Here is a 25,007-nt window from a genome sequence, read left to right as displayed (position 1 = left end):
GCTCACCAGGTGGGCGCGCAATACGCTCGGGGAACGCTGCCCCACCCCCGAGGAGACCCGTTGTCGCACCCGTTGGACGCCGAGGACCTGCGCACGCGCGTGCACAAGGCGGTCGACGACCACCTCAGCGGCCAGGCCGCGCGGCTGGAGGAGCTCGGCCACGAGCTGGGCCCGCTGCTGGAGACGATCAGCGACCTGCTCAGCGGCGGCAAGCGGCTGCGACCGGCGTTCTGCTACTGGGCCTGGCGCGGCGCGGGCGGTCCCGACGTCCCCGAGGTCGTGCAGGCCGCGAGCGCCTTCGAGCTGTTCCAGGCCGCGGCCCTGCTGCACGACGACGTGATGGACGCGAGCGACACCCGGCGCGGCCGCCCGGCGGCCCACCGGCGGATGGCGACGCTGCACCGCGAGAACGGCTGGGAGGGCGACGCCGACCGGTTCGGCACGGCGGCGGCGATTTTGGCCGGCGACCTGTGCCTGTCGTGGAGCGACGAGCTGCTCAGCCGCAGCGGGCTGCCGGTCGAGGCGGTCGAGCGGGCGCGGCCGGTCTTCGACCTCATGCGCACGCACCTCATGGGCGGGCAGTACCTCGACGTGCTGGAGCAGGTGCTCCCGCTCGACGCCGGCGGCGGCACGACCGAGCGTGCGCGCCGGGTGATCCGCTACAAGAGCGCGAAGTACACGGTCGAGCACCCGATGCTGGTGGGCGGACGGCTGGCCGGGGCGTCCGACGCCCTGCTGGCGTCGTACTCGGCGTACGCGCTGCCGCTGGGCGAGGCGTTCCAGCTGCGCGACGACGTCCTGGGGGTCTTCGGCGACCCCGCGCAGACCGGCAAGCCCGCGGGTGACGACCTGCGCGAGGGCAAGCGCACCGTGCTGGTGGCCGAGGCGACCGCGCGCGGGGACGACGGGCAGCGGGCGGTGCTCGCGGCCGACCTCGGACGTCCCGACCTCGACCCGGCCGGCGTCGACCGGCTGCGGGAGGTCATCGACGGCACGGGTGCGCTGGCGCACGTCGAGACGCTCATCGAGGCGCTCGCCGACGAGGCGGTGGCCGCGCTCGAGACCGCCGACGTCCAGCAGCCGGCGCGCGACGTCCTGCGCCAGCTGGTCGACGCCGCCACCGCGCGCGCCTCGTGAGCCTGCGCACGGTCAAGGGGCCGACCGACCACGTCGTCGTCGTGGGAGCCGGGCTGGCCGGGCTGTCGGCGGCCCTGCGCCTGGCCGGTGCCGGACGACGGGTGACGGTGCTCGAGCGCGAGCCGCGGGTGGGCGGCCGGGCCGGGGTGGTCGAGCTCGCCGCACCGGACGGCGCGGGCACCTACCGCGTCGACAACGGGCCGACGGTGCTGACGATGCCGGACCTCATCGCCGACTGCTTCGACGCGGTGGGCGAGCGGATGCAGGACTGGCTCGACCTGGAGCCGGTCAGCCCGCTCTACCGCAGCTTCCACGCCGACGGGTCGCGGATCGACGTCCACGCCGACCCGGCCGCCATGGCCGAGGAGCTGCGCGCCGTCTGCGGTCCGGCCGAGGCCGCGGGCTACGAGCGCTACGTCGACTTCGTCTCGAAGCTCTACCGCTACGAGATGCGCGACTTCATCGACCGCAACATCGACTCGCCGCTCGACCTGCTGACGCCGGACCTGGCCCGGCTGGTCGGGCTGGGGGCGTTCCGGCGCCTCGCCCCCAAGGTCGGGCAGTACCTGAAGGACGAGCGCACGCGGAGGCTGTTCAGCTTCCAGGCCATGTACGCCGGGCTGTCGCCGTACGACGCGCTCGCCATCTACGCCGTCATCGCCTACATGGACTCCGTGGCGGGGGTGTACTTCCCCCGCGGTGGCATGCACGCGGTGCCGCTGGCGATGGCCGGCGCGGCCGAGAAGCACGGTGTCGAGATCCGCACCTCCACCGAGGTCGTGCGGGTCGAGCACCGCGGGGGCCGCGCGGTCGCGGTCCACACCCGCGACGGCGAGCGGGTCGCGGCCGACGTCGTGGTGCTCAACCCCGACCTGCCCGTCGCGCAGCGCGAGCTGCTGGGACGCCAGCCGTGGTCGGTGCGGCGGCTGCGGTACTCGCCGTCCTGCTACCTGCTGCTGGCCGGGTCGCGGCGCCGGTACGACCAAGGCGCGCACCACACGATCCACTTCGGGCACGCCTGGCGCGAGGTCTTCGAGGAGCTCACGTCCGGGAAGCTGATGAGCGACCCGTCGGTGCTGGTCACCAACCCGACACGCAGCGACCCCTCCCTGGCGCCGGCCGGCCGCGAGATCTACTACACGCTCTTCCCGGTGCCGAACCTGGACTCGCCGCTCGACTGGCGCACCCTCGCGCCGCGCTACCGCGAGCACGTGCTGGCCACGCTGGAGGCGCGCGGCTACGACGGCTTCGCCGACGCGATCGAGGTCGAGGACGTCACGACGCCGCTGGACTGGGCCGCGCGCGGCATGGAGCGCGGCGCACCGTTCGCCGCCGCGCATTCCTTCTTCCAGACCGGGCCGTTCCGGCCCAAGAACATCTGGGGCGAGAACGTGGTCTTCACCGGCTCGGGCACCCAGCCCGGCGTCGGCGTCCCGATGGTCCTCGTGTCGGGCCGGCTGGCGGCCGAGCGCGTCCTCGGCGTCGACCCCACCTACCGCTCCCGAGCCCGCCGGTGACCGGCCGCGAGCGCCTCGCGCACGACCTGCAGCACCCACGCCGGTCGCCGCTCGACGTCGGCGTAGGTGAAGCGCACGACGACGAACCCCTGCCGCACCAGCTCCGCGTCGCGGCGACGGTCCTCGACGAACGTGTCGCCGTGCACGGCGCGGCCGTCGAGCTCGACCACGAGGCGCTCCCCGACCAGCAGGTCGACCCAGCCCACGTGGGCGAACCGCACCTGGCTGACGACCGGGCCGACGTCGCCCTCCACCAGCAGGACCCGCCCCGCGCTCTCGAGCACCGACTGCGCCTGCGGGTCGACCAGGGCGACGGCCCGTGCGACGCGCGCCGCCCACGGGCCGCTGCGCGGCACCAGCCGAGCCAGCTCGTCGGCGTCGACCCGGCCCTGGCGGACCGCGCTGTCGCGCACCGAGACGGCCGGCCCGACGGCCAGGCAGCGGCAGCAGTCCAGCAGCGTCTGGCGCAGGGTGGTCGTGCGGGTGTCGCGCTCCACCTCCCGCCGGTGCAGCACGACCCCGCGGCTGCGGCGTGGGGGCGTGCGTCGCAGGGTGACGTGCACGGACTGCTGGCCGAAGACGTCCAGGCCGTGCCACTCGGCGGCGGTCGAGCAGCTCACGACGCCGGAGAGGGCCACCGCGCGGGTCGCTGGATGTGCCTCGGCACCCGGCAGGCAGTACAGCCCGGATCCCAGAGCCTTCACCCGCCCCTCGTCGCAGGCGCGCTGCACCGCCCTGGGGCTGACGCCGTGCGCGACCAGCTCGGCCCAGCGCGCGGCGCCCGACAGCTCCTGCAGCGCGACGACGGGGTCCACCGCACGAGCCTGGACCAGCCACCGCCGCCGCTGCTGACGCCGTCCACAGGCAGAGCCCGCGCGCGATCGTGCACGTTCTCCCCGCTCGGCGAACGGGCCCTGCACCGCGACCCCGCTCGTCGGCTGGAACTTGCAGGATCACGCGCGCAGGTGGCGGCATGAAGAGGGTGCACGAGCGGGCGCTGGACGCCGCGGGCATCACCGACCCGTTCCTGCGCGCGGCGTACGAGCGCTGCCGCCTGGTCAACGCCGAGCACGGCAAGACCTACTACCTGTCGGCGCTGCTGCTGCCGGCCGACCGACGTCCGCACGTCTACGCGCTCTACGCGTTCAGCCGCACGGCGGACGAGTTCGTCGACGACCTCGACGCGCCCGACCCCGACGGGCTGGTGGCGTGGGGCGAGCAGGCGCTGGCCGGGTTGCGTGCGGGGACGTCGGCCGACCCGGTCGTCGCCGCCACCGCGCACACCGTGGCGACCTTCGGGCTGGACGTGCAGCTGTTCGAGGACTTCCTCGCCGCCATGCGCCAGGACATCAGCACCACGCGGTACCGCACCTTCGAGGACCTGCGCGGCTACATGTGGGGCTCGGCCGCCGTGATCGGTCTGATGATGCTGCCGCTGCTCGGGCCCCTGGACGAGCGGGCGCGCGACCACGCGATCGCGCTCGGCGAGGCGTTCCAGCTCGCCAACTTCGTCCGGGACGTCGGCGAGGACCTCCAGCGCGGACGCGTCTACCTGCCCACCGACGACCTCGACCGGTTCGGCGTCACCGTGGCCGACCTCGAGGCCGGCGTCGTGACCCCGCCGATCAGGGCGCTGCTCGCCTTCGAGATCGACCGCACCCGCGAGCTCTACCGCTACGCCGCGCAGGGCGTGCGCCTGGTGCGACCCGAGAGCCGCCCGTGCCTGACCACGGCGATCCGGCTGTACGGCGGGATCCTCGACGAGGTCGAGAAGGCCGGCTACCAGGTGCTCACCGGTCGCGTCGCCGTGCCGCAGCGCACCCGGCTCGCCGTCGCGCTCCCCCAGCTCGCCCGCGCGGTCAGAGCTCGGCGCGAGAGCGCCCGCTGGCACGCTCCCGCTTCAGCCTGACGGCACGCGGACGACGGGTGCGGTCGACCCCGCGCCGTCCCCAGAACACCCACCACGCCAAGGTCTGCAGCACCAGCGAGAAGCCGAACGCGACGTCCTCGACCGGTGCGTAGAGCACGCGTCCCTGCCCGAACGGCACGGCCTGCGCGCCCCCGACCACGGCGTCGTCCGCGTACGTCACGATCCCCCGCCCCGTGAGCCACCCGTTCGTCAGCAGCTGGAAGAACAGCACGATGGCGTACGCCACCCAGAACGCCTTGCGCGACAACAGCTTCGTGCGCAGCAGCACCAGGTCGACCAGCACCGCGAACGGCACCGCGACCAGGCACAGCTGGGTGTAGGTCACGGCTCGTCACCGACCCGCCAGCCGCGCACCGCGCGCACGGCCTCGAGGGTGAGCACCGCGGCGAGCGGCACCACCACGAAGAAGGCGACCTCCTCGACGGGCAGGCCGCCCGGGACGTCGACGCCGAGCGTCTGCGCGCGGTCGAAGAACCAGTGGTGCCGGCTCACGGCGTACAGGTCCCACAGCACGAACAGCGGGACGACGGGCAGCAGCGTGAGCAGCAGCCGGCGCCATCGCCGGTAGACCCCGACGCGCAGGTACAGCTCGAGCGGCGCGGTGCCCAGGACGCAGAACGCGAGCATCCCCAGGTACCCCAGGTGTCGCACGGGTGCTACCCGGGTCAGACCGCGAGGGCCTGCGCGCGGCGGCGCACCTCGGTCTTGTGCCCGGCGTGCAGCGCGGCGATCGGGCTGCCGCCGGTGATGGTGTCGTCCGGCGCGAACAACCACCGCAGCGTCTCGTCGGTGTCGAAGCCGGCGTCCGCCAGCACCGTCACGGTTCCGGGGAGCTCGGGCAGCAGGCCCTCGGCCCCGAGCAGCAGCGCGGGCACCGACACCACGTTGCGCTCGCCGCGCCGGACGGCGAGCAGCGCGCCCTCCTGCAGCAGCTGGCGCACCTTGGTGTCGGCCACGCCGAGCCGGTCCGCGACGTCCGGGACGGTCAGCCACTCGTCGACGAGGGTCTCCAGGTCATCCACGGCACCAGCCTGCCACGCCACCCGCGACCACCGCGCACCGTCACCCGGGACGACGAATCACACCGGTGTAACTCTTGTCCGGCAACGCATCTCGTGTACCGTCGATCGTCGTACCACTGGTCACACCCGTCACACGCGTCTCACGAAGACGCACTTCCCCGGCTCGAGGAGACCCCCATGGCGCCCATCGTCACGGCCGCCATCGCGACCGCCGCCGGCGCACCGCTGCTGCTCGGCGCCGGCGCCGGTCACTGGACGCACTACACCGTCAAGGACGGCGACACGGTCTGGGACATCGCCAGCCGGCACCGCACCGACGTGCGGACGCTGGTGCGCGCCAACCACCTCAGCGACGGCGGGCACCTGATCCGTGCCGGCGCCGTGCTGCGGGTCCCCGGCCGGGCGCACACCGCCGCCCGGACGCCGCACCAGCGTCCCGCCCGCACCGCGCGCTACGTGGTGCGCAGCGGCGACACCATCAGCGACATCGCGCAGCGGCTGCGGGTCTCCCCCGGCCGCCTGCTGCAGCTGAACCACCTGGACCAGCGCGGGCGGATCTACGCCGGCCAGCACCTCGCCGTCCCGGCCGACGCCCTGCGCGCCCGCGCCAAGGCCCGCGCCGCCGCGGTCGCCCGCGCGCGCTGGACGTCCTACCGCGTGCGCAGCGGCGACACCGTCAGCGCCATCGCGGTGCGGGTCGGCAGCTCGCAGGCCACGATCCTCAAGGCCAACCGGCTGCGGCCCTCGTCCGTCATCCACCCCGGCCAGCGCCTGCGGGTGCCGCGCCACGCGACGACCCGCGCGAGCAGCTCGAAGGCCTTCGACCACAACACCTTCGCCGGTCGCACCTACCCCGACGCGACGGTGCACGCGGCAGCGCTCAACCGGCACCGGCTGGCCAGCCGCGCCGTGCCGAGCCGCGAGGCGACCAAGCGCCTGATCACCAGCACCGCCCGGCGCTACGGCGTCGACCCCGCGCTGGCGCTGGCGGTGTCGTTCCAGGAGTCGGGCTGGAACCAGCGCCAGGTCTCGGTGGCCAACGCCATCGGCACGATGCAGGTCATCCCGTCGTCCGGGCGCTGGGCGAGCGACCTCGTCGGACGACGGCTCGACCTGCTCGACACCCGCGACAACGTCACGGCCGGCGTGGTGATCCTCAAGGCGCTCTCGGCGTCCGCGGCGAACCGCCACCAGGCCGTCGCCGGCTACTACCAGGGCCTGGCCTCGGTACGTCAGCACGGCATGCACGCGGACACGAAGCAGTACGTCCGCAGCGTCATGGCGCTCGTGCGCCGCTTCGGCTGAGCCGCGCGAGCGGGCTCGGGGTCCACGAACCCGGCAGGAGGCGACCGTAGACTCGTGGCCGTGGACGTGTCGGTGGCCGATCCTCTCGTCGGGCGTGTGCTCGACGGGCGCTACGCCGTGCGCTCGCGCATCGCGCGCGGCGGCATGGCCACCGTCTACCTCGCCGTCGACGAGCGGCTCGACCGCGAGGTCGCGGTCAAGGTCATGCACGACTCCCTGGTCGGCGACGACGACTTCGTGCGCCGCTTCACCCGCGAGGCGCGCTCGGCCGCCCGGCTGAACCACCACGGCGTGGTGCAGGTCTTCGACCAGGGCTTCCACGAGGGCGTCGCCTTCCTCGCCATGGAGTACGTGCCGGGCCGCACGCTGCGCGACGTCATGCGCGAGCGCGGCCCGATGAGCGCCGGCGAGGCCCTCGACCTGCTCGAGCCGGTGCTCGACGCGCTGGCCGCCGCGCACCGCGCGGGCATCGTGCACCGCGACGTCAAGCCCGAGAACGTGCTGATCGCGGACGACGAGCGGGTCAAGGTCGCCGACTTCGGCCTGGCGCGGGCGGTCGACGCCGGCACCGCGCACAGCCAGACCGGCGTGCTGCTCGGCACGGTCTCCTACCTCGCGCCCGAGCAGGTCGAGCGCGGCGTCGCCGACGCGCGCAGCGACGTCTACGCCGCCGGTGTGGTGCTGTTCGAGCTGCTCACCGGCAGCAAGCCGTTCGCCGGCGACACCCCCGTGCAGGTGGCCCTGCAGCACGTGTCCAGCCGCGTGCCCGCCCCGTCGTCCCGCGCGGCCGGCATCGACCCCGCGCTCGACGACCTGGTGCTGCTCGCCGCCGCCCGCGACCCCGACGACCGGCCGTCCGACGCCCGCGACCTGCTGATGGCGCTGCGCGAGACCCGCCGGCGCCTCGGCGGCGCGGCTCTCGACCGGCGTCCGACCCCGCTCGGCACCGAGCCGGGCGCAGCGCCGTCCAGCACCGGCGCGGACGTCGTCCCCACCGGACCGGCCCCGGCCGACCGCACGATGGCGCTGGACGCCCTCGGCCCCGTCGCCCTGCCCCCCGAGCCTCCCGACCGCGTGCGCCAGAAGGCCGACCGCGCACCTCGGCGCCGGCCCGGGCGCGTACGTGCGGGTGCCCACCGTCGTCGGGCTGACCCAGGCGGAGGCCGAGAAGGCCCTGGCCGCCCGCGGCCTGCACGACGACGTCAGCACCGCCTTCAGCGAGTCGGTCACCCGCGGCACCGTGGTCTCGGCCGACCCCACCGACGGCGGCAGGCTGCGAAAGGGCGGCACCGTCGACCTGGTCGTCTCCAAGGGCCCCGAGCGCTACGCCGTGCCGCGGCTGGCCGGGCTCACCGAGGACGCCGCGCGCGCCGCGATCACCGCCGCGCACCTGGAGGTCGGCGCCGTCAGCCGCCAGTTCTCCAGCACCGTGCCGGACGGCTCGGTCATCAAGGGCTCGCTCACCACGGGCGCCAAGGTGCGACCGGGCACCACGGTCGACCTCGTCGTCAGCCGTGGCCGCGAGCCGGTGGCGGTCGCCAGCTGGGTGGGCAAGCCGGCCGACCAGGCCGTCGCGGCGCTCAAGGCGTCGGGCCTGAAGGTCACGACCACGCAGGCGTTCGACGACGAGGTGGCCCAGGGCTCGGTCGTCAGCCAGAAGCCCGGCGCCGGGACGGCGTTCAAGGGCGACACCGTGCGGCTCGTGGTGTCCAAGGGCCCGCACCTGGTGCCGGTGCCGCGGGTGGTGGGCCGCCAGGTCGACCAGGCGCGGGCGACGCTCGAGCAGCTGGGCTTCCAGGTCGAGGTGCGCAAGATCCTCGGCGGGTACTTCGGCAGCGTCCGCTCGCAGAGCCCGCGCGCCGACAGCCAGGCGCCGTACGGCTCCACCGTCGTCCTGACCGTCGTCTGACGGCGCCGCACCCGCCGTGAGCGAAGGACTCGTCCTCCCCGACCCGCCGCACCCGCCGGACACCCGGCGCAGCACGACGGCGGCCGCGGTGCTGCTCGTCTCCGTGACCGCCGTGTGGGGCAGCACGTTCGTCATGATCAAGGACGTCGTCCGCGACGTGCCCGTCCTGGACTTCCTCGCCGAGCGCTTCGTCATCGCGGCGGTCGTCATGGTGCTGGTCTTCTGGCGCCCGCTGCGGCGGCTGGCCCGGCAGCAGGTGCGCCAGGGCGTCGCGCTCGGCGTGGTCTACGGCCTGGCCCAGATCCTGCAGACGTACGGCCTGGCGCACACGTCGGCAGCGGTCAGCGGCTTCGTCACCGGCATGTACGTCGTCCTGACGCCGGTGCTCGGCGCGCTGCTGCTGCGGCAGAAGGCGCCCGCCACGACGTGGTTCGCGGTGCTGCTGTCGACCGCGGGGCTGGCGCTGCTGGCGCTCAACGGGCTCTCGGTCGGCGGCGGCGAGCTGCTGGTGCTGGCCTCCGCCCTGCTCTACGCGTTGCACATCGTGGCGCTCGGCGCGTGGTCGGGCGCGCGCGACGCCCTGGGGCTGGCCACGGTCCAGATGGTCGCGATCGCCGTGCTGTGCGCCGTCGCGGCCGCACCGCACGGCTACACCACTCCCCCGACGACGGGTGGCTGGCTGGCGGTCGTCTACACCGCCATTCTCGCCGGCGCGGCAGCGCTGGTGGCGCAGACCTGGGCGCAGGCCCACCTCACGGCCACGCGCGCCGCCATCATCATGACCATGGAGCCGGTGTTCGCCGCGCTCTTCGCGGTGGCGCTCGGCGGCGAGCACCTCACCGCCCGGATGCTCGGCGGCGGTCTGCTCGTGCTGGCCGCGATGTACGTCGTCGAGCTCACTCCTGGTAGGACCAGCGCTCCTCGCGCCAGGCGTCGGCGACGCCGTGGTACCCCCGCTGCTCCCAGAACCCCCGACCGGGCTCGGTGAGGTACTCGATCCCGCGCACCCACTTGGGTCCCTTGTAGCCGTACAGGTGCGGGACGACGAGCCGCAGCGGCCAGCCGTGCTCGGGCGTGAGCGGCTCGCCGCCGTGGTGCGTCGCGAGCAGGGCGCGCGGCGACGCGAGGTCCTCGAGCCGCAGGCTCGCGGAGTACCCGTACTCGGCCCACACCATGACGTGCTCGGCACCCGCGGCCGGGGGGAACGCGTCCAGCAGGGTGCGCGCCGCCACGCCCTGCCAGACGTTGCCCGGCACCGTCCAGCGCGTGACGCAGTGCAGGTCGCCGGTGACCGTGGTGCGCGGCAGGGCCGCGAACGCGGCGGCGTCGAGCACGTGGTCGGCGCCGTCCTCGGTGGCGCCGGTGACCGTGAGGTCCCACCGCTCGCCCCGGTCGGCGGGCACCGGCCCGTAGTGCATCACGGGCCAGCCGTTCGCGAGGCGCTGGCCGGGCGGGAGCGCCCGGTCGTCGGCGTGGCTCACGTCCCGATCCTGGCAGAGCACCGGCGGACGGACCCCGCCGGTCGCGGCCTCACGCCGACAACGCCTCCGGGAGCACGCGGGCCGCGTGGTCAGCACCGGCGTCGTCGACGTCCAGGTGCGTGACGAGCCGGACGACGCGCGGACCGAGCGCCGAGACGCGAACTCCTTGCGCCGCAGCGGTCTCGGCGAAGGCCGGAGCCGCCAGGCCGACGGCGGACAGGTCGAGCACCACGATGTTGGTGCGCACCTGGTCGGGGTCGACGACATCCGGTGCGGCCGCGGCGCACGCCTGCGCGATCGCCTGCGCGTGCGCGTGGTCGTCGGCCAGCCGGTCGACGTGGTGGTCGAGCGCGTGCAGCCCGGCAGCTGCCAGCACGCCGACCTGCCGCATCCCGGCGCCGTAGCGCTTGCGCCAGACCCGGGCCTCGGCCGCCCGCTCGGCGCTGCACGCCAGCACCGACCCCACCGGCGCGCCGAGGCCCTTGCTCAGGCAGACCGAGACGGTGTCGAACAGCGAGCCCCACTCGTGCAGCGGCTCGCCCGTCGCGACGTGGGCGTTCCACAGCCGGGCGCCGTCGAGGTGCAGCCGCACGCCGGTGCCCTCGACACCGGCTCGCAGCGCCCGAGCCTGCTCGAGGGGCTGCACGGTGCCGCCGCCGAAGTTGTGCGTGTTCTCGACCGCGATCGCCGCGGTCGAGACGAGGTACGGCCCGGCGTCCGGCGCCATGAGCGCCAGCGGCACCGCGGCGTCGAGCAGCCCGCGCTCGCTGGGCCAGGTGCGGGTGGTGATCCCGCTGAAGACGGCGGCGGCGCCGAGCTCGGCCCGGGCCACGTGCGCCGTGACGTCGCACAGCAGCTCCTCGCCGGGCTTCACCAGCAGCCGCAGCCCCAGCTGGTTGGCGAGCGAGCCGGTCGGCGTGAACACCCCGGCCTCGTGGCCGAGCAGCTCGGCCACGCGCCGCTCGAGCCGGTCGACCGTGGGATCCTCGCCGTAGACGTCGTCACCGACCTCGGCCTGCGCCATGGCCGTGCGCATCGCCTCGGTCGGGCGCGTGACGGTGTCGCTGCGCAGGTCGACGAGCATCAGCGCGCCGTCACCGGGCCGCGAGCATCTCGGCCACGAGGAACGCGACCTCCAGGCTCTGCTGGTGGTTCAGCCGCGGGTCGCACACCGACTCGTACCGCGTCGACAGCGCCTGCTCGTCGATCTGCTCGAACCCGCCGAGGCACTCGGTGACGTCGGAGCCGGTGAGCTCGAGGTGGACGCCGCCCGGCACGGTACCCAGCGCCTGGTGCACCTCGAAGAAGCCGCGCAGCTCGTCGACGATGTCGTCGAAGCGCCGCGTCTTGTAGCCGGTCGGCGACTCGAAACCGTTGCCGTGCATGGGATCGCAGATCCACAAGACCTGGCCCTCGGCCTCGGCGACCGTCTCGACGAGGGCGGGCAGCGCGTCGCGCACCTTGGGCGCGCCCATGCGGCTGATGAAGGTCAGCCGGCCGGGCTCGCGGTCGGGGTCGAGCCGGTCGATCAGCTCGAGCACGTCGTCGCGCGACGTCGACGGGCCGAGCTTGACACCGATCGGGTTGCGCACGCGCGAGAGCAGGTCGACGTGCGCGCCGTCCAGCTGGCGGGTGCGCTCGCCGATCCAGACGAAGTGGCCGGACACGTCGTAGGGGTCGCCCGTGCGCGAGTCGATGCGGGTGAGGGCGCGCTCGTACTCGAGCAGCAGCGCCTCGTGGCTGGCGTAGAACGCGACGGTGCGCAGCGCGTCGAAGTCGGCGCCGCACGCGTCCATGAACTTCATGGCCTTGTCGATGTCGCGCGCCATGACCTCGTAGCGCGCCTTGGCGGTGTTGCCGACGAAGCCGCGGTTCCACTCGTGCACCTGGCGCAGGTCGGCGAAACCGCCCTGGGTGAAGGCCCGGATGAGGTTCAGCGTCGCGCTGCTCGCGTGGTATGCCTGCACCAGCCGGGCGGGGTCGTGCCGCCGCGCCTCGGCGGTGAACGCGTAGTCGTTGACCGCGTCCCCGCGGTAGGCCGGCAGCGTCACGTCGCCGCGGGTCTCGAGGTCGCTGCTGCGCGGCTTGGCGAACTGCCCGGCCATGCGCCCCAGCTTGACCACCGGCAGGCTCGCGCCGTAGGTCAGCACGACGGCCATCTGCAGCACCGTCTTGATCCGGTCGCGGATGTCGTCGGCGTTGGTGCCGGTGAAGGTCTCGGCGCAGTCGCCGCCCTGCAGCACGAAGGCCTCGCCGCGCGCGGCCGCGGCGAGCCGGTCGCGCAGCTCGTCGCACTCACCGGCGAACACCAGCGGCGGGCTCGAGCGCAGCGTCTCGACGGCCTTCGCGACCGCCTCGGCGTCGTCCCAGCGCGGCTGCTGCGCGGCCGGCAGCCCGCGCCAGACGTCGAGCCCGTCGAGCACCTGGGCGGCGCGGTCGGCGCGCCCGCCCGGCGCGGCGGCCGTCGTCCCGGTGTGCAGGCTGTCGAGGCTCACCGCACCAGGGTAGGTCCCCGCCGCGGCCGCCCGGCGCGCGGTCCGGATGACGGGACCTGGGTCCCGCCCCGCGGACCGGGGCGCCGGGCGGCGGTCGTGGGGCCGGTCAGCCGCCGGAGCTGAACGCCGCGTCGAACGCCGCGGACGGCGGGTCGAACGCGAGCCGCCGGACGAACTCGAGCGCCTCGGGCGCGCCGACCAGGCGGTCCATGCCGGCGTCCTCCCACTCCACCGAGATCGGGCCGTCATACCCGATGGTGTTGAGCATCCGGAAGCACGCCTCCCACGGGACGTCGCCGTGACCGGTCGACACGAAGTCCCACCCGCGGCGGGGATCGGCCCAGGCGAGGTGCGAGCCCATGCGGCCGTTGCGGCCGTTGCCGACCTGGCGCTTCGCGTCCTTGCAGTCCACGTGGTAGATCCGGTCCTTGAAGTCCCAGAGGAACCCCACCGGGTCGAGGTCCTGCCAGACGAAGTGGCTCGGGTCCCAGTTGAGCCCGAACGCCGGGCGGTGCCCGACCGCCTCGAGGGCGGCGACCGTCGTCCAGTAGTCGTAGGCGATCTCGCTCGGGTGCACCTCGTGGGCGAACCGCACGCCGACCTCGTCGAAGACGTCGAGCACCGGGTTCCAGCGGTCGGCGAAGTCCGCGTACCCGGCGTCCACCATCGCCTGCGGCACCGGCGGGAACATCGCGACCGTCTTCCAGATGCTCGACCCGGTGAAGCCGACGACGGTGTCGACGCCCATGGCCCGCGCGGCGCGCGCGGTCGCCTTCATCTCCTCGGCCGCGCGCTGCCGCACGCCCTCCGGGTCGCCGTCGCCCCACACCCGCGGCGAGAGGATGTCGCGGTGGCGCGCGTCGATCGGGTCGTCGCACACCGCCTGCCCGGTCAGGTGGTTGGAGATCGCGAAGACCTGCAGGCCGTGCTTCTCCAGCACCGCGTGCCGGTCGCGGACGTACGCCTCGTCCTCGGCCGCCCGGACGACGTCCAGGTGGTCGCCCCAGCAGGCGATCTCGAGGCCGTCGTAGCCCCACTCGCCGGCGAGCCGGGCGACCTCCTCGAACGGCAGGTCGGCCCACTGGCCGGTGAACAGCGTGATCGGTCGTGCCATGTCCGCTCTCCCTGTGCCTAGACCTGGTCCTGGACCTGCTGCCACGCGCCCGACGCCGCCGACGTCTCGACGGCGGCGAGCACCTTCTGCACCTGCAGCCCGTCCGCGAAGGACGGCGCGGGGTCGCGCCCGGCCGCGACGTCACCCACGAGGTCGACGACCTGGTGGGTGAACGCGTGCTCGTAGCCGAGCAGGTGCCCCGCCGGCCACCAGCCGCCGACGTACGGGTGCGAGGGCTCGGTCACCAGCACTCGCCGGAACCCTGCCACCTCGGCGTCCTCGGTGTGGTCGTGGAACCACAGCTCGTTCATCTGCTCGAAGTCGAAGGCGATGCTGCCCGCGCTGCCGTTGACCTCCAGCCGGATGGCGTTCTTGCGACCGCTCGCGAACCGGGTGGCCTCGAAGACGCCCAGCACGCCCTGCTCGAGCCGGGCGAGGAACACGGCGGCGTCGTCGACGGTCACCTCGCCGGTCTCGGTGCCTCCGCGTCCTCCCAGCTGGCCCTGCTCGACCGGCAGGGGTCGCTCGGTCACGAACGTCTCGAGCGCCGCCGTCACCGACGTGACGTCGAGGCCGGTGACGTGCTGCACCAGGTCGACGACGTGCGCCCCGATGTCGCCGAGCGCCCCGGACCCGGCGCGCTCCTTCTGCAGCCGCCACGAGAGCGGCGACGCGGGGTCGCTCAACCAGTCCTGCAGGTACTGCGCTCGCACGTGCCGGATCGTGCCCAGCCGCCCCTGCTGCACCAGCTGCCGGGCCAGCGCGATGGCCGGCACGCGGCGGTAGGTGAAGCCCACCATCGACCGGACGCCTTGCGCCGCAGCGGCTTCTGCGGCGTCGACCATCGCCTGCGCCTCGGCGACGCTGTTGGCGAGCGGCTTCTCGCACAGCACGTGCCGCCCGGCCTCGAGCGCCGCGATCGAGATCTCGGCGTGCGTGTCCCCCGGGGTGCAGACGTCGACCAGCTGGACGTCGTCGCGCCGCAGCAGCTCCTTCCAGTCGCCGACCACGTCGCGCCACCCGAACTTGCGGGCGGTCTCCCCGGCGGCCGCGGTGTCGCGCCCGCAGAGCACGTTCATCGCGGGGTGCACCGGCAGGTCGAAGAACGCCGGCGCGTTGCGCCACGCCTGCGAGTGCGCGGCCCCCATGAACGCGTAGCCGACCATCCCGACGCCGAGGGACCCCTCCCCCGACGCGCTCACGACTCGAAGCCCAGCGGCAGGTAGTCCTTCACGTTGTCCTTGGTGATGGTGGCCGACGACAGGGTGATCGACGACGGCACCTCCTTCTCGACCAGGTCGCCCATGCCCTTGCTCTGCCCGACGAGCCGGGCCAGCGAGATGGCGCTGGACGCCATGGTCGGGCTGTAGGTCACCGTGGCCTTCAGCACCGTGTTGTCGGCCTGGATGTCGCGCATGGCGTTGGCCGAGCCGGCGCCGCCGACCATGAAGAACTCCGAGCGGTTCGCCTGCTTGATGGCCGCCAGCACGCCGAGGCCCTGGTCGTCGTCGTGGTTCCACAGGGCGTCGAGCTTGGGCGCGGCCTGCAGCAGGTTGGCCGTCACGCGCTGCCCGCCCTGCACCGTGAAGTCCGCGGCCTGGCGGGGCCCGACCTTGAACCCGTGGGTGGCGAGCGCGTCCTTGAAGCCCTGGCTGCGCTGCTGCGTCAGCGGCAGGCTGTCGATGCCGGCGATCTCGCCGATGACGGGGTTCGAGACACCCTTCGACTTCAGGGTCTCGGCGACGTAGTTGCCCGCGCTGACGCCCATGCCGTAGTTGTCGCCGCCGATCCAGGTCCGGTACGCGAGCGGGGTGTCGAAGACGCGGTCGAGGTTGATGACCGGGATGCCGGCCTCCATCGCCTTGCGCGCCACCGCGGTCAGCTGCTTGCCGTCGTTCGGCAGCAGCACCAGCACGCCGACCTTCTTGTTGATGAGCGTCTCGACCGCCGCGATCTGCTGGGCGATGTCGTTGGTGGGGTTGACGGCCTCGAAGGTGACGTCCTCGTACTGGCCGGCCTGGGCCTTGGCGTTGTTGGCGATCGCGGCGATCCAGCCGTGGTCGGCCGCGGGCGCCGAGAAGCCGATGGTCACCTGCTTGCCCTTGGCGGCGTTGTCACCGGCCGCCGCCGCGACGTTGGCCGTGGAGGTGCCGCCGTCCTTGCTGTTGCTGGTGCAGGCAGCGAGGGCCGCGGCACCGAGGGCTCCGGCTCCGACGAGGAAGCCCCGCCGCCGGAGGGTCGAGGTCTGCAGCTCGGTCATGTCGCGATCTCCTTGGTGGTGTCTGGGTCTGACGGGGTGGTGCACGAGGGTGTGACGGGGTGTGGTGCCGGCGCCGCAGCGCCGGAACCGTTGTGGGAGACGGGTTCTATGGAGAGGTGGACGTGCGCTGGGCGCGGGCCTGGAAGAGCACCGCGGCCACGATGATCACGCCCTTGGCGATGTTCTGGACCTCGGTGGCCAGGTTGTTGAGGATGAACAGGTTGGTGATGGTCGTGAAGACCAGGACGCCGAGGATCGAGCCGACGAGGGTGCCGCGCCCGCCGCTCAGCAGCGTGCCGCCGATGATGACCGCGGCGATGGCGTCGAGCTCGTAGAGCGTGCCGTGGGTGCTCGACCCGGTGGTGGTGAGCGAGGCGATCATGATGGCCGCGATGCCGCAGCACAGACCCGAGACGACGTACAGCAGCATCGTGTGGCGCTTGACGTCGACGCCGGCGAGCCGGGCCGCCTCGGCGTTGCCGCCGATGGCGAACGTGCGCCGGCCGAACGTCGTCCGGTTGAGCAGCACCCAGCCCACCGCGACGACGACCGCGAACACGTAGACCAGCAGCGGCACGCCCAGCAGCCGCGTGGTCGCGATGTCGTTGATGGCGTTCTGGGTGACGATCTGGCTCTGCTTGCGCGAGATCCGCTCGGCCAGGCCCTGCGCCGAGATGAGCATCGCGAGGGTGGCGATGAAGGGCACGATGCGGCCGTAGGCGATCAGCACGCCGTTGACCAGTCCCGCCCCGGCGCCGACGAGCAGCGCGCACATCACCATCGCCCACGGCCCGTAGGACTGCGTCGCCACCGTCGTGGCCCACACCGACGCCAGCGCCATGACCTTGCCGACCGACAGGTCGATGCCGCCGCCGATGATGACGAACGTCGCCCCCACGGTGATGACGCCGATGACCGACGCCGACGTGAGGATCGTCAGCACGTTCGAGCGCGTGGCGAAGGTGTCGGCCGTCGCGACCCCGATGATGCAGAGCACCACCAGCACCCCCACGAGCCCGAGGTTGCGCCCGACGCTGCTGTCCATGACCCGGGCCCAGCGGGACGTCGGCCGGGCGGCCTCGCGGGCGACCCGTTCGACCCGGCTGCTCTCGTCGGCGGCCGGTACCTCGGCGGGGGTCGCCTCGGTGCTCCTGACGTCGCTCATGCTGCGGTCCCTTCCATGACGAGGTCGAGCACGCGGCTCTCGTCGAGCTCGGTGGACGGCGCCTCGTGCACCACGCGGCCCTCGCGCAGGACGAGCACCCGGTGGCTGAGGCCCAGCACCTCGGGCACCTCGCTGGACACCAGGACGACGGCCACCCCCTCGGCGGCCAGCCGGTGCACCAGCTGGTAGATCTCGGTGCGCGCGCCGACGTCGACGCCGCGCGTCGGCTCGTCGAGCAGCAGCACCTTGCAGCCGCGCATCAGCCACCGGCCGAGGACGACCTTCTGCTGGTTGCCGCCCGACAGCGTGCCGACCGGCCGGCGCGGGTCGGCCGGGCGGACGTCGAGCTGCTCGGTCACCTCGCGCGCGGCCTCGATCTCGGCCTTCTCGCGGACGAACGAGCCGCGGGCGAAGCGCCGCAGGCTGGCCAGGGACACGTTGCGGTACACCGGTTCTGAGAGCAGCAGCCCCTGCGACTTGCGCTCCTCCGGGCACAGGCCGAGCCCCGCGCGCACCGCCGAGACGACGGACCCCGGCCGCAGCGCCCGGCCGGCGACCCGCACCGTGCCCGACGACGACCGGCGGGCGCCGAACACGGTCTCGAGCACCTCGGACCGACCGGCTCCCACCAGGCCCGCGATGCCGACGACCTCGCCCGCCCGCACCGAGAACGACACGTCCGAGAACTCGCGCGGCCGCGACAGCCCCTGGACGTCGAGCACCACCTCGCCCACCGGCGTCTCGCGCGGCGGGAAGACGTACTCGATGCTGCGGCCCGTCATCAGCCGGATCACGTCGGCCGTCGGGGTGCTGCGCGCGGGCAGGTTCTGCGCGACGGTGCGGCCGTCCTTGAGCACCGTCACCCGGTGGCCGATCTCGCGGATCTCCTCGAGCCGGTGCGAGATGTACACGACCGCGACGCCCTGCGCCGTCAGCTCGCGGACGACGCCGAACAGCCCGCGCACCTCCTCGGGGTCGAGCACGGCCGACGGCTCGTCCATGACGATCAGCCGCGCGTCGCGCGACAGCGCCCGCGCCACGCTGACGATCTGCTGGCCGGCCGCCGACAGGCGCCCCAGCTCGCGGCGCGGCGAGATCTCGGGGTGGCCGAGCCGCTCGAGCAGGCCCCGGGTAAGCCGCTCGGCGTCGGCCGGCCGGCTCAGCCCGAGGCGCGACGGCTCGTGCCCCAGCACGACGTTCTCGGCGACGGTCAGGCCCGGCACGAGGTCGAGCTCCTGGTGGATCGTCGCGATGCCCACGGCGTCCGCGGCGTGCGGCGACGGCAGCTGCACCGGCTCGCCCTGCCAGCGCACCTCGCCGTCGTCCGGGCGGTGGACGCCCGACAGCACCTTGATCAGCGTCGACTTGCCCGCGCCGTTCTGGCCCAGCAGGCAGTGCACCTCGCCCGCCTCGACGTCGAGGTCGACGCCGTCGAGCGCCCGCACGCCGGGGAACTCCTTGACGATGCCGCGCATCTGCAGCAGCGGTCCGCTCATGCCCGGCTCCCCGAGACGGTCGAGTACAGCTGGTCGCTGATGGTGCGAGCCGCGCCGATGACGCCCGCGGCGCCGTCCAGCTCGCTGATGACGATCGGCAGGTTGCCCGTGGCGAGCGGCAGCGAGCGCTGGTAGACGACGCTGCGCACCTGGGCGAGCAGCTCGTGGCCCAGACCCGTGACGCCGCCGCCCAGCACGACCAGCCCGGGGTTGAAGAAGCTGACGAGCGAGGCGAGCACCTCGCCCAGCACGCGGCCGCCGCTGCGCACCATCGCCACCGCCTCGGGGTCGCCGGCCTCGGCGGCGGCGCCGACGTCGGCCGCGCTCAGCGACCCCGTCTGCTCCAGCCGCTCGGCGAGGAACACCGAGCGGCCCGAGCGCGCCGCCGTCGTGGCGTCGCGACGCAGCGCCGCGCCGCCGAAGTAGGCCTCGAGGCAGCCGACGTTGCCGCAGGTGCAGACCGGGCCGGCGTCGTCGACCTGGATGTGCCCGATGTCGCCGGCCGACCCGTTGACGCCGCGGTAGACCTCGCCGCGGACGACCACGCCGCAGCCGATGCCGGTGCCGATCTTGACGAACAGGAAGTCCTGGGCGCGGCGCGCGATGCCGGCGTGCTTCTCGCCCAGCGCCATGATGTTCACGTCGTTGTCGACGACGACCGGGCAGCCGAGCGCGGTGGCGAACCGCTCGCGCACCGGGTAGCCGTTCCAGCCGGGCATGATCGGCGGCGACACCGGCTCGCCGCGGTCGAAGTTCACCGGGCCGGGCACGCCGACGCCCACGCCGGCCAGCACCGTGCCGGGCTCGTCGGCCAGCAGCTTGCGGGCCAGGTCCAGCGCGCGGTCGAGGACGACGTCCGGGCCGAGCCGCACGTCGACGTCCTCGCGCAGGTGGCCGAGCACCTCGAGCTGGGCGTCGGCCAGCGCGACGTCGACCGAGGTCGCGCCGATGTCGACGCCGAGCAGCCGGGTGCGCGAGCTGAGCGCCAGGGCAGTGGAGCGGCGGCCGCCGCGCGAGGCGGCCAGGCCGGTGGCCTCGACGAGCCCGAGCTCGATCAGCCGGTCGACCTCGGCCGCGAGCTTGGTGCGGGACAGCTCGACGCCGTCCCCGAGCTCGGCCCGCGAGCGCGGCCCCTCGTCGCGCAGCCGGCGCAGCAGCGCCACCTGGTGACGGTTCTCGGGTCGCTGCAGGGTCATCGTCGTCCCTCCGGGACCGGCCCCTGGTGGGCCGGTGGTCGGGACGATAGAGGGCTTTGACCGCGACCCGCAATACCTTTCGCTGAAATCAGCAGAAGTTCGGTCGCGGACCGGTCAAAGCGGTCAGCCGAAGAAGACCTGCGCCTCCGCGTAGCGCTCCGGCGGCACCGTCTTGAGCTCGGCCGTGGCCTCCGACAGCTGCACCCGCACGACGTCGGTGCCGCGCAGCGCGACCATCGTGCCGAAGGCCCCGTCGTGCACGGCGTCGATCGCCGCGAGCCCGAACCGGGTCGACAGCACGCGGTCGTAGGCCGTGGGCGAGCCGCCGCGCTGGGTGTGACCCAGGACGACCGCGCGGGTCTCGCGGCCGGTCTTCTCCTCGACCTGCCCGGCCAGCCAGGTGCCGACGCCGCCCAGCCGCACGTGCCCGAACGCGTCGACCTCGCCGGCCGTCAGCACCTCGGCCCCGCCGGTGGGCACCGCGCCCTCGGCCACCACGACGATCGCGGCGCGCTCGCGGTCGAAGCGCTGCTGCACCCAGGCGCACACCTGGTCGGGGTCGAACGGCACCTCGGGCAGCAGGATCGCGTCCGCTCCCCCGGCCAGCCCCGAGTGCAGCGCGATCCAGCCGGCGTGCCGGCCCATCACCTCGACGACCACGGCCCGGTGGTGGGATTCGGCGGTGGTGCGCAGCCGGTCGATCGCCTCGGTGGCGATCGACACCGCGGTGTCGAAGCCGAACGTGTAGTCGGTGGCGCCCAGGTCGTTGTCGATGGTCTTGGGCACGCCGACGACGCCGATGCCGTCGTCCGTCAGCCGCTTGGCCACGCCGAGCGTGTCCTCCCCGCCGATCGCGACCAGCGCGTCGACCCCGGCGGCCGCGAGGTTCTCGCGGATCCGGTCGACGCCGCCGTCGACCTTGTACGGGTTGGTGCGCGAGGAGCCGAGGATCGTGCCGCCCAGCGGCAGGACGTCCTCGACGTCGTCCGTCGTCAGCGAGCGGGTCAGCCCCTCGAGCGGGCCGCGCCAGCCGTCCTTGAACCCGACGAACTCGTGGCCCAGACCCGTGCCCTTGCGGACGACGGCGCGGATGACGGCGTTGAGGCCGGGGCAGTCCCCGCCCCCCGTGAGGATTCCGATGCGCATGCCGCGGAGCCTAGCCAGGCCGGGCGCGGCGCGGCGACGGCGCGACCACCAGTCGGACGTCGCACGGCCGGGCTAGGGTCGCGCCATGACCTTCTCCGTCGTCGGCCGGGACGGCGACGCCTACGGCGTCGCGGTGGCCAGCAAGTTCCTCGCGGTGGGCTCGGCCGTGCCGGCGGCCGAGGCCGCCGTCGGCGCCGTCGCCACCCAGGCGTACGCCAACCTCTCCTACCGCCCGGACGGCCTGTCGCTGCTGCGCCAGGGCCGCTCGAGCGAGGACACCCTGCGCGAGCTCACCGACGCGGACGACGGGCGGGCCCAGCGCCAGGCCGGCGTGGTGTCGGCGTCGGGTGGGGCGAGCTTCACCGGCCCGGAGTGCCACGACTGGGCCGGCGGGCGCAGCGGGGCCGACTACGCGGTGCAGGGCAACATCCTGGTCGGCGAGCAGGTGGTCGAGGCGATGGAGCAGACCTGGCTCGCGTCGTCCGGGCGGCCGCTGGCCGAGCGCCTGCTCGACGTCCTGGCCGCGGGCGACGCCGCGGGGGGCGACAAGCGCGGCCGGCAGAGCGCCGCAATCGTGGTGGCGCGCCCCGGCGCCGGCTACGGCGGCGACGACACCGAGCTCGACCTGCGGGTCGACGACCACGAGACACCGGTCGAGGAGCTGCGCCGGCTGCACGACCTGCACGCGCTGTACTTCGGCGAGCCCGACCCCGACGCGCTGCTGCCGCTCACCGGCGAGGTGGCCGACGAGGTGCGCACCCTGCTGGCCCGGCTCGGTCACCAGGGCGACGACCTCGACCAGCTGCTCGACGACTGGGCGGGCTCGGCCAACTTCGAGATGCGGCTGCGGCCGGGCTCGGTCGACCCGGTGGTGCTCGAGCAGCTGCGCGCCGGCCGCACCTGAGCCGGCCGGGAGCCAGCGCGGTCAGCGCTCGGGGCCGTCCAGACCGCGCTCGAGGGCGTAGCGCACCAGCTCGACCCGGTTGTGCAGCTGCAGCTTGCCGAGGGTGTTCTGCACGTGGTTCTGCACCGTGCGGTGCGAGATGACCAGCCGCTCGGCGATCTGCTTGTACGACAGGCCGGTCGCCACCAGCCGCAGCACCTCGGTCTCGCGGTCGGTGAGCCGCGCGTCCTGCTCGCCCGGCTCGGCCGGGCGGTCGGCCATCCGCCGGAACTCGCCCAGCACCAGCCCGGCCAGCCCGGGCGTGAACACCGGGTCGCCCTCGGCCGTGCGCCGGACGGCGTCGACGAGCTCCTCGCGCGACGCCGACTTGACCAGGTAGCCGGTGGCGCCGGCCTTGACCGCCTCGAGCACGTCGCGCTGCTCGCCGCTGGCCGAGAGCACCAGCACCCGCACCCCGGGCACGGCCGCGACGATCTGCCGGGTGGCCTCGACCCCGTCGGTGCCGGGCATCTGCAGGTCGGTGACGACGACGGCCGGGCGGGTGGCGCGGGCCCGGCGCACGGCCTCGTCGCCGTCCGCAGCGGTGGCGACGACCGCGAAGCCGGCGTCGCCCAGGTCGCGCGCCACGGCGTCGCGCCACATCGGGTGGTCGTCGGCGACCAGCACGCTCACGCCCGGCTCGCCCACCGCCCGCTCGCTGTCCCCCTGGTCGCTCACGGCGCCACCCTACGAGGGACCGTCAGCCGCACCTCGGTCCCCTCGCCGGGCGTGCTGCGGACGTCGGCGCTGCCGCCGAGCTCGGCCAGCCGGCCGCGCACGCTGAGGCCGCCGTCCAGCCGTCCGTCGTCCGCGGCCGGCTCGAGCCGGCCGAGCGCGAAGCCGGCGCCGTCGTCGCGCACGGTGACCTCGACCTGCTCGCCGGTGTCGTCGACCAGCACCCAGGCGCGGGCGGTCGGGCCGGCGTGCCGCGCCACGTTGTCCAGCGCCGCGTACACGGCGGCGGCGAGCCGCTCGGCCAGCTCGCGCGCGAGCTCGACCGGGTCGGCCGGCAGCACGACCGTCGTCCGCGGGTCGTCGGTGGCGACCAGGGCGCGCTGGTCGACGACGTCCGGGCGGCCGCCCGGCCCGCTCACGCCGGCGGGCTCCGGGCGCGAGGACACGAGCGCGCGCAGCCGGCGCTCCTGCTCGCCGGCCAGGGTGCCGAGCTCCTCGGTCGGGCCGCCGATCTCGCGGGCCCGGCGCTGCACGAAGGCGAGCACCTGCAGCACCGAGTCGTGGATGTCGCGGGCCAGCCGCTCGCGCTCGACGGTCGCGGCCTCGCGCGCGAGCGCCTGCCGCAGCGCCAGGTGGCCGCGGCGGAACAGGTCCGCGCAGTAGCCCACGATCGAGCCCAGCAGCACCAGCAGGACGTTGTTGTGCAAGGTGTTCCCGCCCAGCCGGCCGGCCACCACGACGTCGACGGTGGCGATGCACAGCCCGGCCAGCAGCCCGCCGCGCATGCCCTGCCACACCGCGAACGAGATGACCGGCGTGGCCGCCCACACGGTCGGCAGCGTGGGCGCGCCCTCGGCGATGCGGGCCGGGGTGTCGACGGCCAGCGTCAGCAGCGCCAGACCGGCGGCGAGCACCAGGTCGGCGACCAGCGTCGCCGCCCGGCGCGGTCGCGGCCGCAGCCAGAAGGACGCCGTCCACGCCGTCATCACCGCCATCGCGACCCAGGCCAGGGCCGGGCGGCGCAGCTCGTCGGCCGTCATCGCGGTGTTGGCCACCGCGTAGAGCAGGCTGAGCGTGCGGAAGACGTCGACCCCGCGCCAGAGCGGGTCCTCGACCGCGGCCGTGCCGGACGTCGGCGGGCCGGCCGTGCGGGTCACCCCGCCGCGCGCGTGGGCGGGTCGGCCTGCTCGTCGGTCGACGCGCCGGACCCGTCGCCGCGGACCACCGCGTCGGCGTCCGCCGCCTGCTCGGCCGCGGTGACGTCGGTGAGCTCGGCCGGGGCCTCGTCGACCAGGCCGTCGGTGCCGCCGTCGTCCGACTCGTCCTCGGGGTCGCCCGGCAGCGAGACGGTGCGGCCGCGCTTGGCCGCGGCCAGCCGCTCCTTCATCGACGCGGCGTAGACGTCGACGTACTCCTGGTCGCTGAGCTGCATGAGCTCGTACATGATCTCGTCGGTGATCGAGCGCAGGACGAAGCGGTCGCCCTCCATGCCCTCGTAGCGCGAGAAGTCGAGCGGCTTGCCGATCTTGACGCCGATCCGCACGATCTTCGGCAGCTTGCGGCCGATGGGCTGGGCCTCGGCGGTGCCCACCATGGCCACCGGCAGCACGGGGACCTTGCCCTCGAGCGCCATCCGCGCCACGCCGGTCTTGCCGCGGTAGAGGCGGCCGTCGGGCGAGCGCGTGCCCTCGGGGTAGATGCCGAGCAGGTCGCCGCGGCCGAGCACCTTCAGGCCCGTGCGCAGCGCTGCCTCGCTGGCCCGGCCGCCGGAGCGGTCGACGGGGAGCTGGTCGGCGAGGCGGAAGAACAGCGCGGTGGCCCGGCCCTTGGGACCGCGGCCGGTGAAGTAGTCGGCCTTGGCCAGGAAGGTGACCTTCCGGTCGAGCAGCAGCGGCAGGAAGATCGAGTCCGAGAACGAGAGGTGGTTGCTCGCCAGGATCGCGCCGCCCTCGGTGGGGACGTTGTCGACGCCGGTGACCCACGGCCGGAAGATCAGCCGCAGCACGGGGCCGAGGACGACCGTCTTCATGAACCAGTAGAACACCGGGCCTCCCTCCTGCTGCGTGGTCGTGGTCGAGCTCGTGGTCGTCGTGGTGGCGGACGTCGTGGGGCCGGCGTGCGCCGCCCGTGCACCCCGAACTGTATGGCACCCCTCGACCCTGACGGTGCCGCGTGGAACGATGCGGAGGTCAGCCGCGACGCCGCCTCGCCGCGAC

At 74.2% G+C, this 25,007-nt stretch carries 24 protein-coding genes and 1 pseudogene; 8 read left to right on the top strand and 17 right to left on the bottom strand.

From position 1 onward, the window contains the following. Positions 1-60: 60 nt before the first annotated feature. Together ACYVJ4_RS12660 and crtI are read left to right on the top strand one after the other, a co-directional pair. Entirely contained in the window at positions 61-1,137 is a 1,077-nt protein-coding gene (locus tag ACYVJ4_RS12660) for a polyprenyl synthetase family protein (RefSeq protein ID WP_460460485.1), read from the top strand. 2 nt (positions 1,138-1,139) lie between these two features. Further along, the gene (gene crtI, locus ACYVJ4_RS12655) at positions 1,140-2,654 is read left to right on the top strand and encodes a phytoene desaturase family protein (RefSeq protein ID WP_460460501.1); all 1,515 of its coding nucleotides are present in this window, start codon (positions 1,140-1,142) and stop codon (positions 2,652-2,654) included. Here the strand turns inward: crtI and ACYVJ4_RS12650 are convergent. Further along, complete coding sequence (locus tag ACYVJ4_RS12650) at positions 2,630-3,469, bottom strand: DUF559 domain-containing protein (protein WP_460460484.1); 840 nt, start codon at positions 3,467-3,469, stop codon at positions 2,630-2,632. The two genes, crtI and ACYVJ4_RS12650, sit on opposite strands and share 25 nt — an antisense overlap. Positions 3,470-3,627: 158 nt before the next feature. Here ACYVJ4_RS12650 and ACYVJ4_RS12645 point away from each other — a divergent pair, with 158 nt between their 5' ends. Continuing rightward, a complete protein-coding gene (locus ACYVJ4_RS12645; RefSeq protein WP_460460483.1) occupies positions 3,628-4,563 on the top strand; it encodes a phytoene/squalene synthase family protein in 936 nt (311 codons plus the stop codon). Here ACYVJ4_RS12645 and ACYVJ4_RS12640 read toward each other — a convergent pair. The 3 genes from ACYVJ4_RS12640 to ACYVJ4_RS12630 are packed head-to-tail and all read right to left on the bottom strand — an operon-like array spanning position 4,514 to position 5,606. Continuing rightward, positions 4,514-4,909, bottom strand: coding sequence for a lycopene cyclase domain-containing protein (locus ACYVJ4_RS12640; protein WP_460460482.1), 396 nt, complete (start codon positions 4,907-4,909; stop codon positions 4,514-4,516). The two genes, ACYVJ4_RS12645 and ACYVJ4_RS12640, sit on opposite strands and share 50 nt — an antisense overlap. Further along, a complete protein-coding gene (locus ACYVJ4_RS12635; protein ID WP_460460481.1) occupies positions 4,906-5,235 on the bottom strand; it encodes a lycopene cyclase domain-containing protein in 330 nt (109 codons plus the stop codon). Before ACYVJ4_RS12635 ends, ACYVJ4_RS12640 begins: the two co-directional genes overlap by 4 nt. Before the next feature lie 14 nt (positions 5,236-5,249). Beyond that, the gene (locus tag ACYVJ4_RS12630) at positions 5,250-5,606 is read right to left on the bottom strand and encodes an Rv2175c family DNA-binding protein (protein WP_460460480.1); all 357 of its coding nucleotides are present in this window, start codon (positions 5,604-5,606) and stop codon (positions 5,250-5,252) included. 177 nt (positions 5,607-5,783) lie between these two features. Here ACYVJ4_RS12630 and ACYVJ4_RS12625 point away from each other — a divergent pair, with 177 nt between their 5' ends. The 4 genes and pseudogenes from ACYVJ4_RS12625 to ACYVJ4_RS12610 all read left to right on the top strand — a co-directional run bounded on the left by ACYVJ4_RS12625 (position 5,784) and on the right by ACYVJ4_RS12610 (position 9,808). Next, positions 5,784-6,911, top strand: coding sequence for a lytic transglycosylase (locus tag ACYVJ4_RS12625; RefSeq protein ID WP_460460479.1), 1,128 nt, complete (start codon positions 5,784-5,786; stop codon positions 6,909-6,911). Between the two features lie 144 nt (positions 6,912-7,055). Beyond that, positions 7,056-7,715 (top strand): annotated as a pseudogene (locus ACYVJ4_RS12620) (protein kinase domain-containing protein); the annotation flags it as partial. A gap of 325 nt (positions 7,716-8,040) precedes the next feature. Beyond that, positions 8,041-8,820, top strand: a complete 780-nt coding sequence (locus ACYVJ4_RS12615) for a PASTA domain-containing protein (RefSeq protein ID WP_460460478.1) — start codon at positions 8,041-8,043, stop codon at positions 8,818-8,820. Positions 8,821-8,836: 16 nt separating this feature from the next. Then, complete coding sequence (locus tag ACYVJ4_RS12610) at positions 8,837-9,808, top strand: DMT family transporter (RefSeq protein ID WP_460460477.1); 972 nt, start codon at positions 8,837-8,839, stop codon at positions 9,806-9,808. On the opposite strand, the gene ACYVJ4_RS12605 is transcribed toward ACYVJ4_RS12610, so the two are convergent. The 10 genes from ACYVJ4_RS12605 to ACYVJ4_RS12560 all read right to left on the bottom strand — a co-directional run bounded on the left by ACYVJ4_RS12605 (position 9,717) and on the right by ACYVJ4_RS12560 (position 21,173). Next, the gene (locus ACYVJ4_RS12605; RefSeq protein ID WP_460460500.1) at positions 9,717-10,238 is read right to left on the bottom strand and encodes a molybdopterin-dependent oxidoreductase; all 522 of its coding nucleotides are present in this window, start codon (positions 10,236-10,238) and stop codon (positions 9,717-9,719) included. The two genes, ACYVJ4_RS12610 and ACYVJ4_RS12605, sit on opposite strands and share 92 nt — an antisense overlap. A gap of 112 nt (positions 10,239-10,350) precedes the next feature. After that, positions 10,351-11,385, bottom strand: coding sequence for a threonine aldolase family protein (locus ACYVJ4_RS12600; RefSeq protein WP_460460476.1), 1,035 nt, complete (start codon positions 11,383-11,385; stop codon positions 10,351-10,353). 10 nt (positions 11,386-11,395) lie between these two features. Next, positions 11,396-12,724, bottom strand: a complete 1,329-nt coding sequence (locus tag ACYVJ4_RS12595) for a class II 3-deoxy-7-phosphoheptulonate synthase (RefSeq protein WP_460460499.1) — start codon at positions 12,722-12,724, stop codon at positions 11,396-11,398. A 178-nt stretch (positions 12,725-12,902) separates the two neighbouring features. Then, positions 12,903-13,910, bottom strand: a complete 1,008-nt coding sequence (locus ACYVJ4_RS12590) for a sugar phosphate isomerase/epimerase family protein (RefSeq protein ID WP_460460475.1) — start codon at positions 13,908-13,910, stop codon at positions 12,903-12,905. 17 nt (positions 13,911-13,927) lie between these two features. Continuing rightward, complete coding sequence (locus tag ACYVJ4_RS12585) at positions 13,928-15,076, bottom strand: Gfo/Idh/MocA family protein (RefSeq protein ID WP_460460498.1); 1,149 nt, start codon at positions 15,074-15,076, stop codon at positions 13,928-13,930. Between the two features lie 32 nt (positions 15,077-15,108). Then, entirely contained in the window at positions 15,109-16,170 is a 1,062-nt protein-coding gene (locus tag ACYVJ4_RS12580) for a substrate-binding domain-containing protein (protein WP_460460474.1), read from the bottom strand. A 106-nt stretch (positions 16,171-16,276) separates the two neighbouring features. Then, complete coding sequence (locus ACYVJ4_RS12575) at positions 16,277-17,335, bottom strand: ABC transporter permease (RefSeq protein WP_460460473.1); 1,059 nt, start codon at positions 17,333-17,335, stop codon at positions 16,277-16,279. After that, positions 17,332-18,831, bottom strand: a complete 1,500-nt coding sequence (locus tag ACYVJ4_RS12570; protein ID WP_460460472.1) for a sugar ABC transporter ATP-binding protein — start codon at positions 18,829-18,831, stop codon at positions 17,332-17,334. Before ACYVJ4_RS12570 ends, ACYVJ4_RS12575 begins: the two co-directional genes overlap by 4 nt. After that, complete coding sequence (locus ACYVJ4_RS12565) at positions 18,828-20,027, bottom strand: ROK family protein (RefSeq protein WP_460460471.1); 1,200 nt, start codon at positions 20,025-20,027, stop codon at positions 18,828-18,830. Before ACYVJ4_RS12565 ends, ACYVJ4_RS12570 begins: the two co-directional genes overlap by 4 nt. 123 nt (positions 20,028-20,150) lie before the next feature. Continuing rightward, positions 20,151-21,173, bottom strand: a complete 1,023-nt coding sequence (locus tag ACYVJ4_RS12560; protein ID WP_460460470.1) for a 6-phosphofructokinase — start codon at positions 21,171-21,173, stop codon at positions 20,151-20,153. Positions 21,174-21,258: 85 nt separating this feature from the next. On the opposite strand from ACYVJ4_RS12560, the gene ACYVJ4_RS12555 reads away from it, so the two are divergent. Next, on the top strand, positions 21,259-22,077 hold the full coding sequence (locus tag ACYVJ4_RS12555) for a DUF1028 domain-containing protein (protein ID WP_460460469.1): 819 nt from the start codon (positions 21,259-21,261) through the stop codon (positions 22,075-22,077). Between the two features lie 21 nt (positions 22,078-22,098). Here the strand turns inward: ACYVJ4_RS12555 and ACYVJ4_RS12550 are convergent, their stop codons facing one another. The 3 genes from ACYVJ4_RS12550 to ACYVJ4_RS12540 all read right to left on the bottom strand — a co-directional run bounded on the left by ACYVJ4_RS12550 (position 22,099) and on the right by ACYVJ4_RS12540 (position 24,835). Beyond that, positions 22,099-22,719: a response regulator gene (locus tag ACYVJ4_RS12550; RefSeq protein ID WP_460460497.1), complete on the bottom strand. Its 621-nt coding sequence runs from the start codon at positions 22,717-22,719 to the stop codon at positions 22,099-22,101. Between the two features lie 71 nt (positions 22,720-22,790). After that, entirely contained in the window at positions 22,791-23,948 is a 1,158-nt protein-coding gene (gene macS, locus ACYVJ4_RS12545; protein ID WP_460460468.1) for a MacS family sensor histidine kinase, read from the bottom strand. Then, positions 23,945-24,835, bottom strand: a complete 891-nt coding sequence (locus tag ACYVJ4_RS12540; protein WP_460460467.1) for a lysophospholipid acyltransferase family protein — start codon at positions 24,833-24,835, stop codon at positions 23,945-23,947. The genes macS and ACYVJ4_RS12540 overlap by 4 nt, the downstream gene beginning before the upstream one ends. Between the last annotated feature and the right edge of the window lie 172 nt (positions 24,836-25,007).

The sequence above is a fragment of the Angustibacter peucedani genome, from assembly GCF_054779595.1.
Note: the sequence above shows the minus strand (reverse complement) of the source record. Positions and strands in the feature narration are given on the sequence as shown.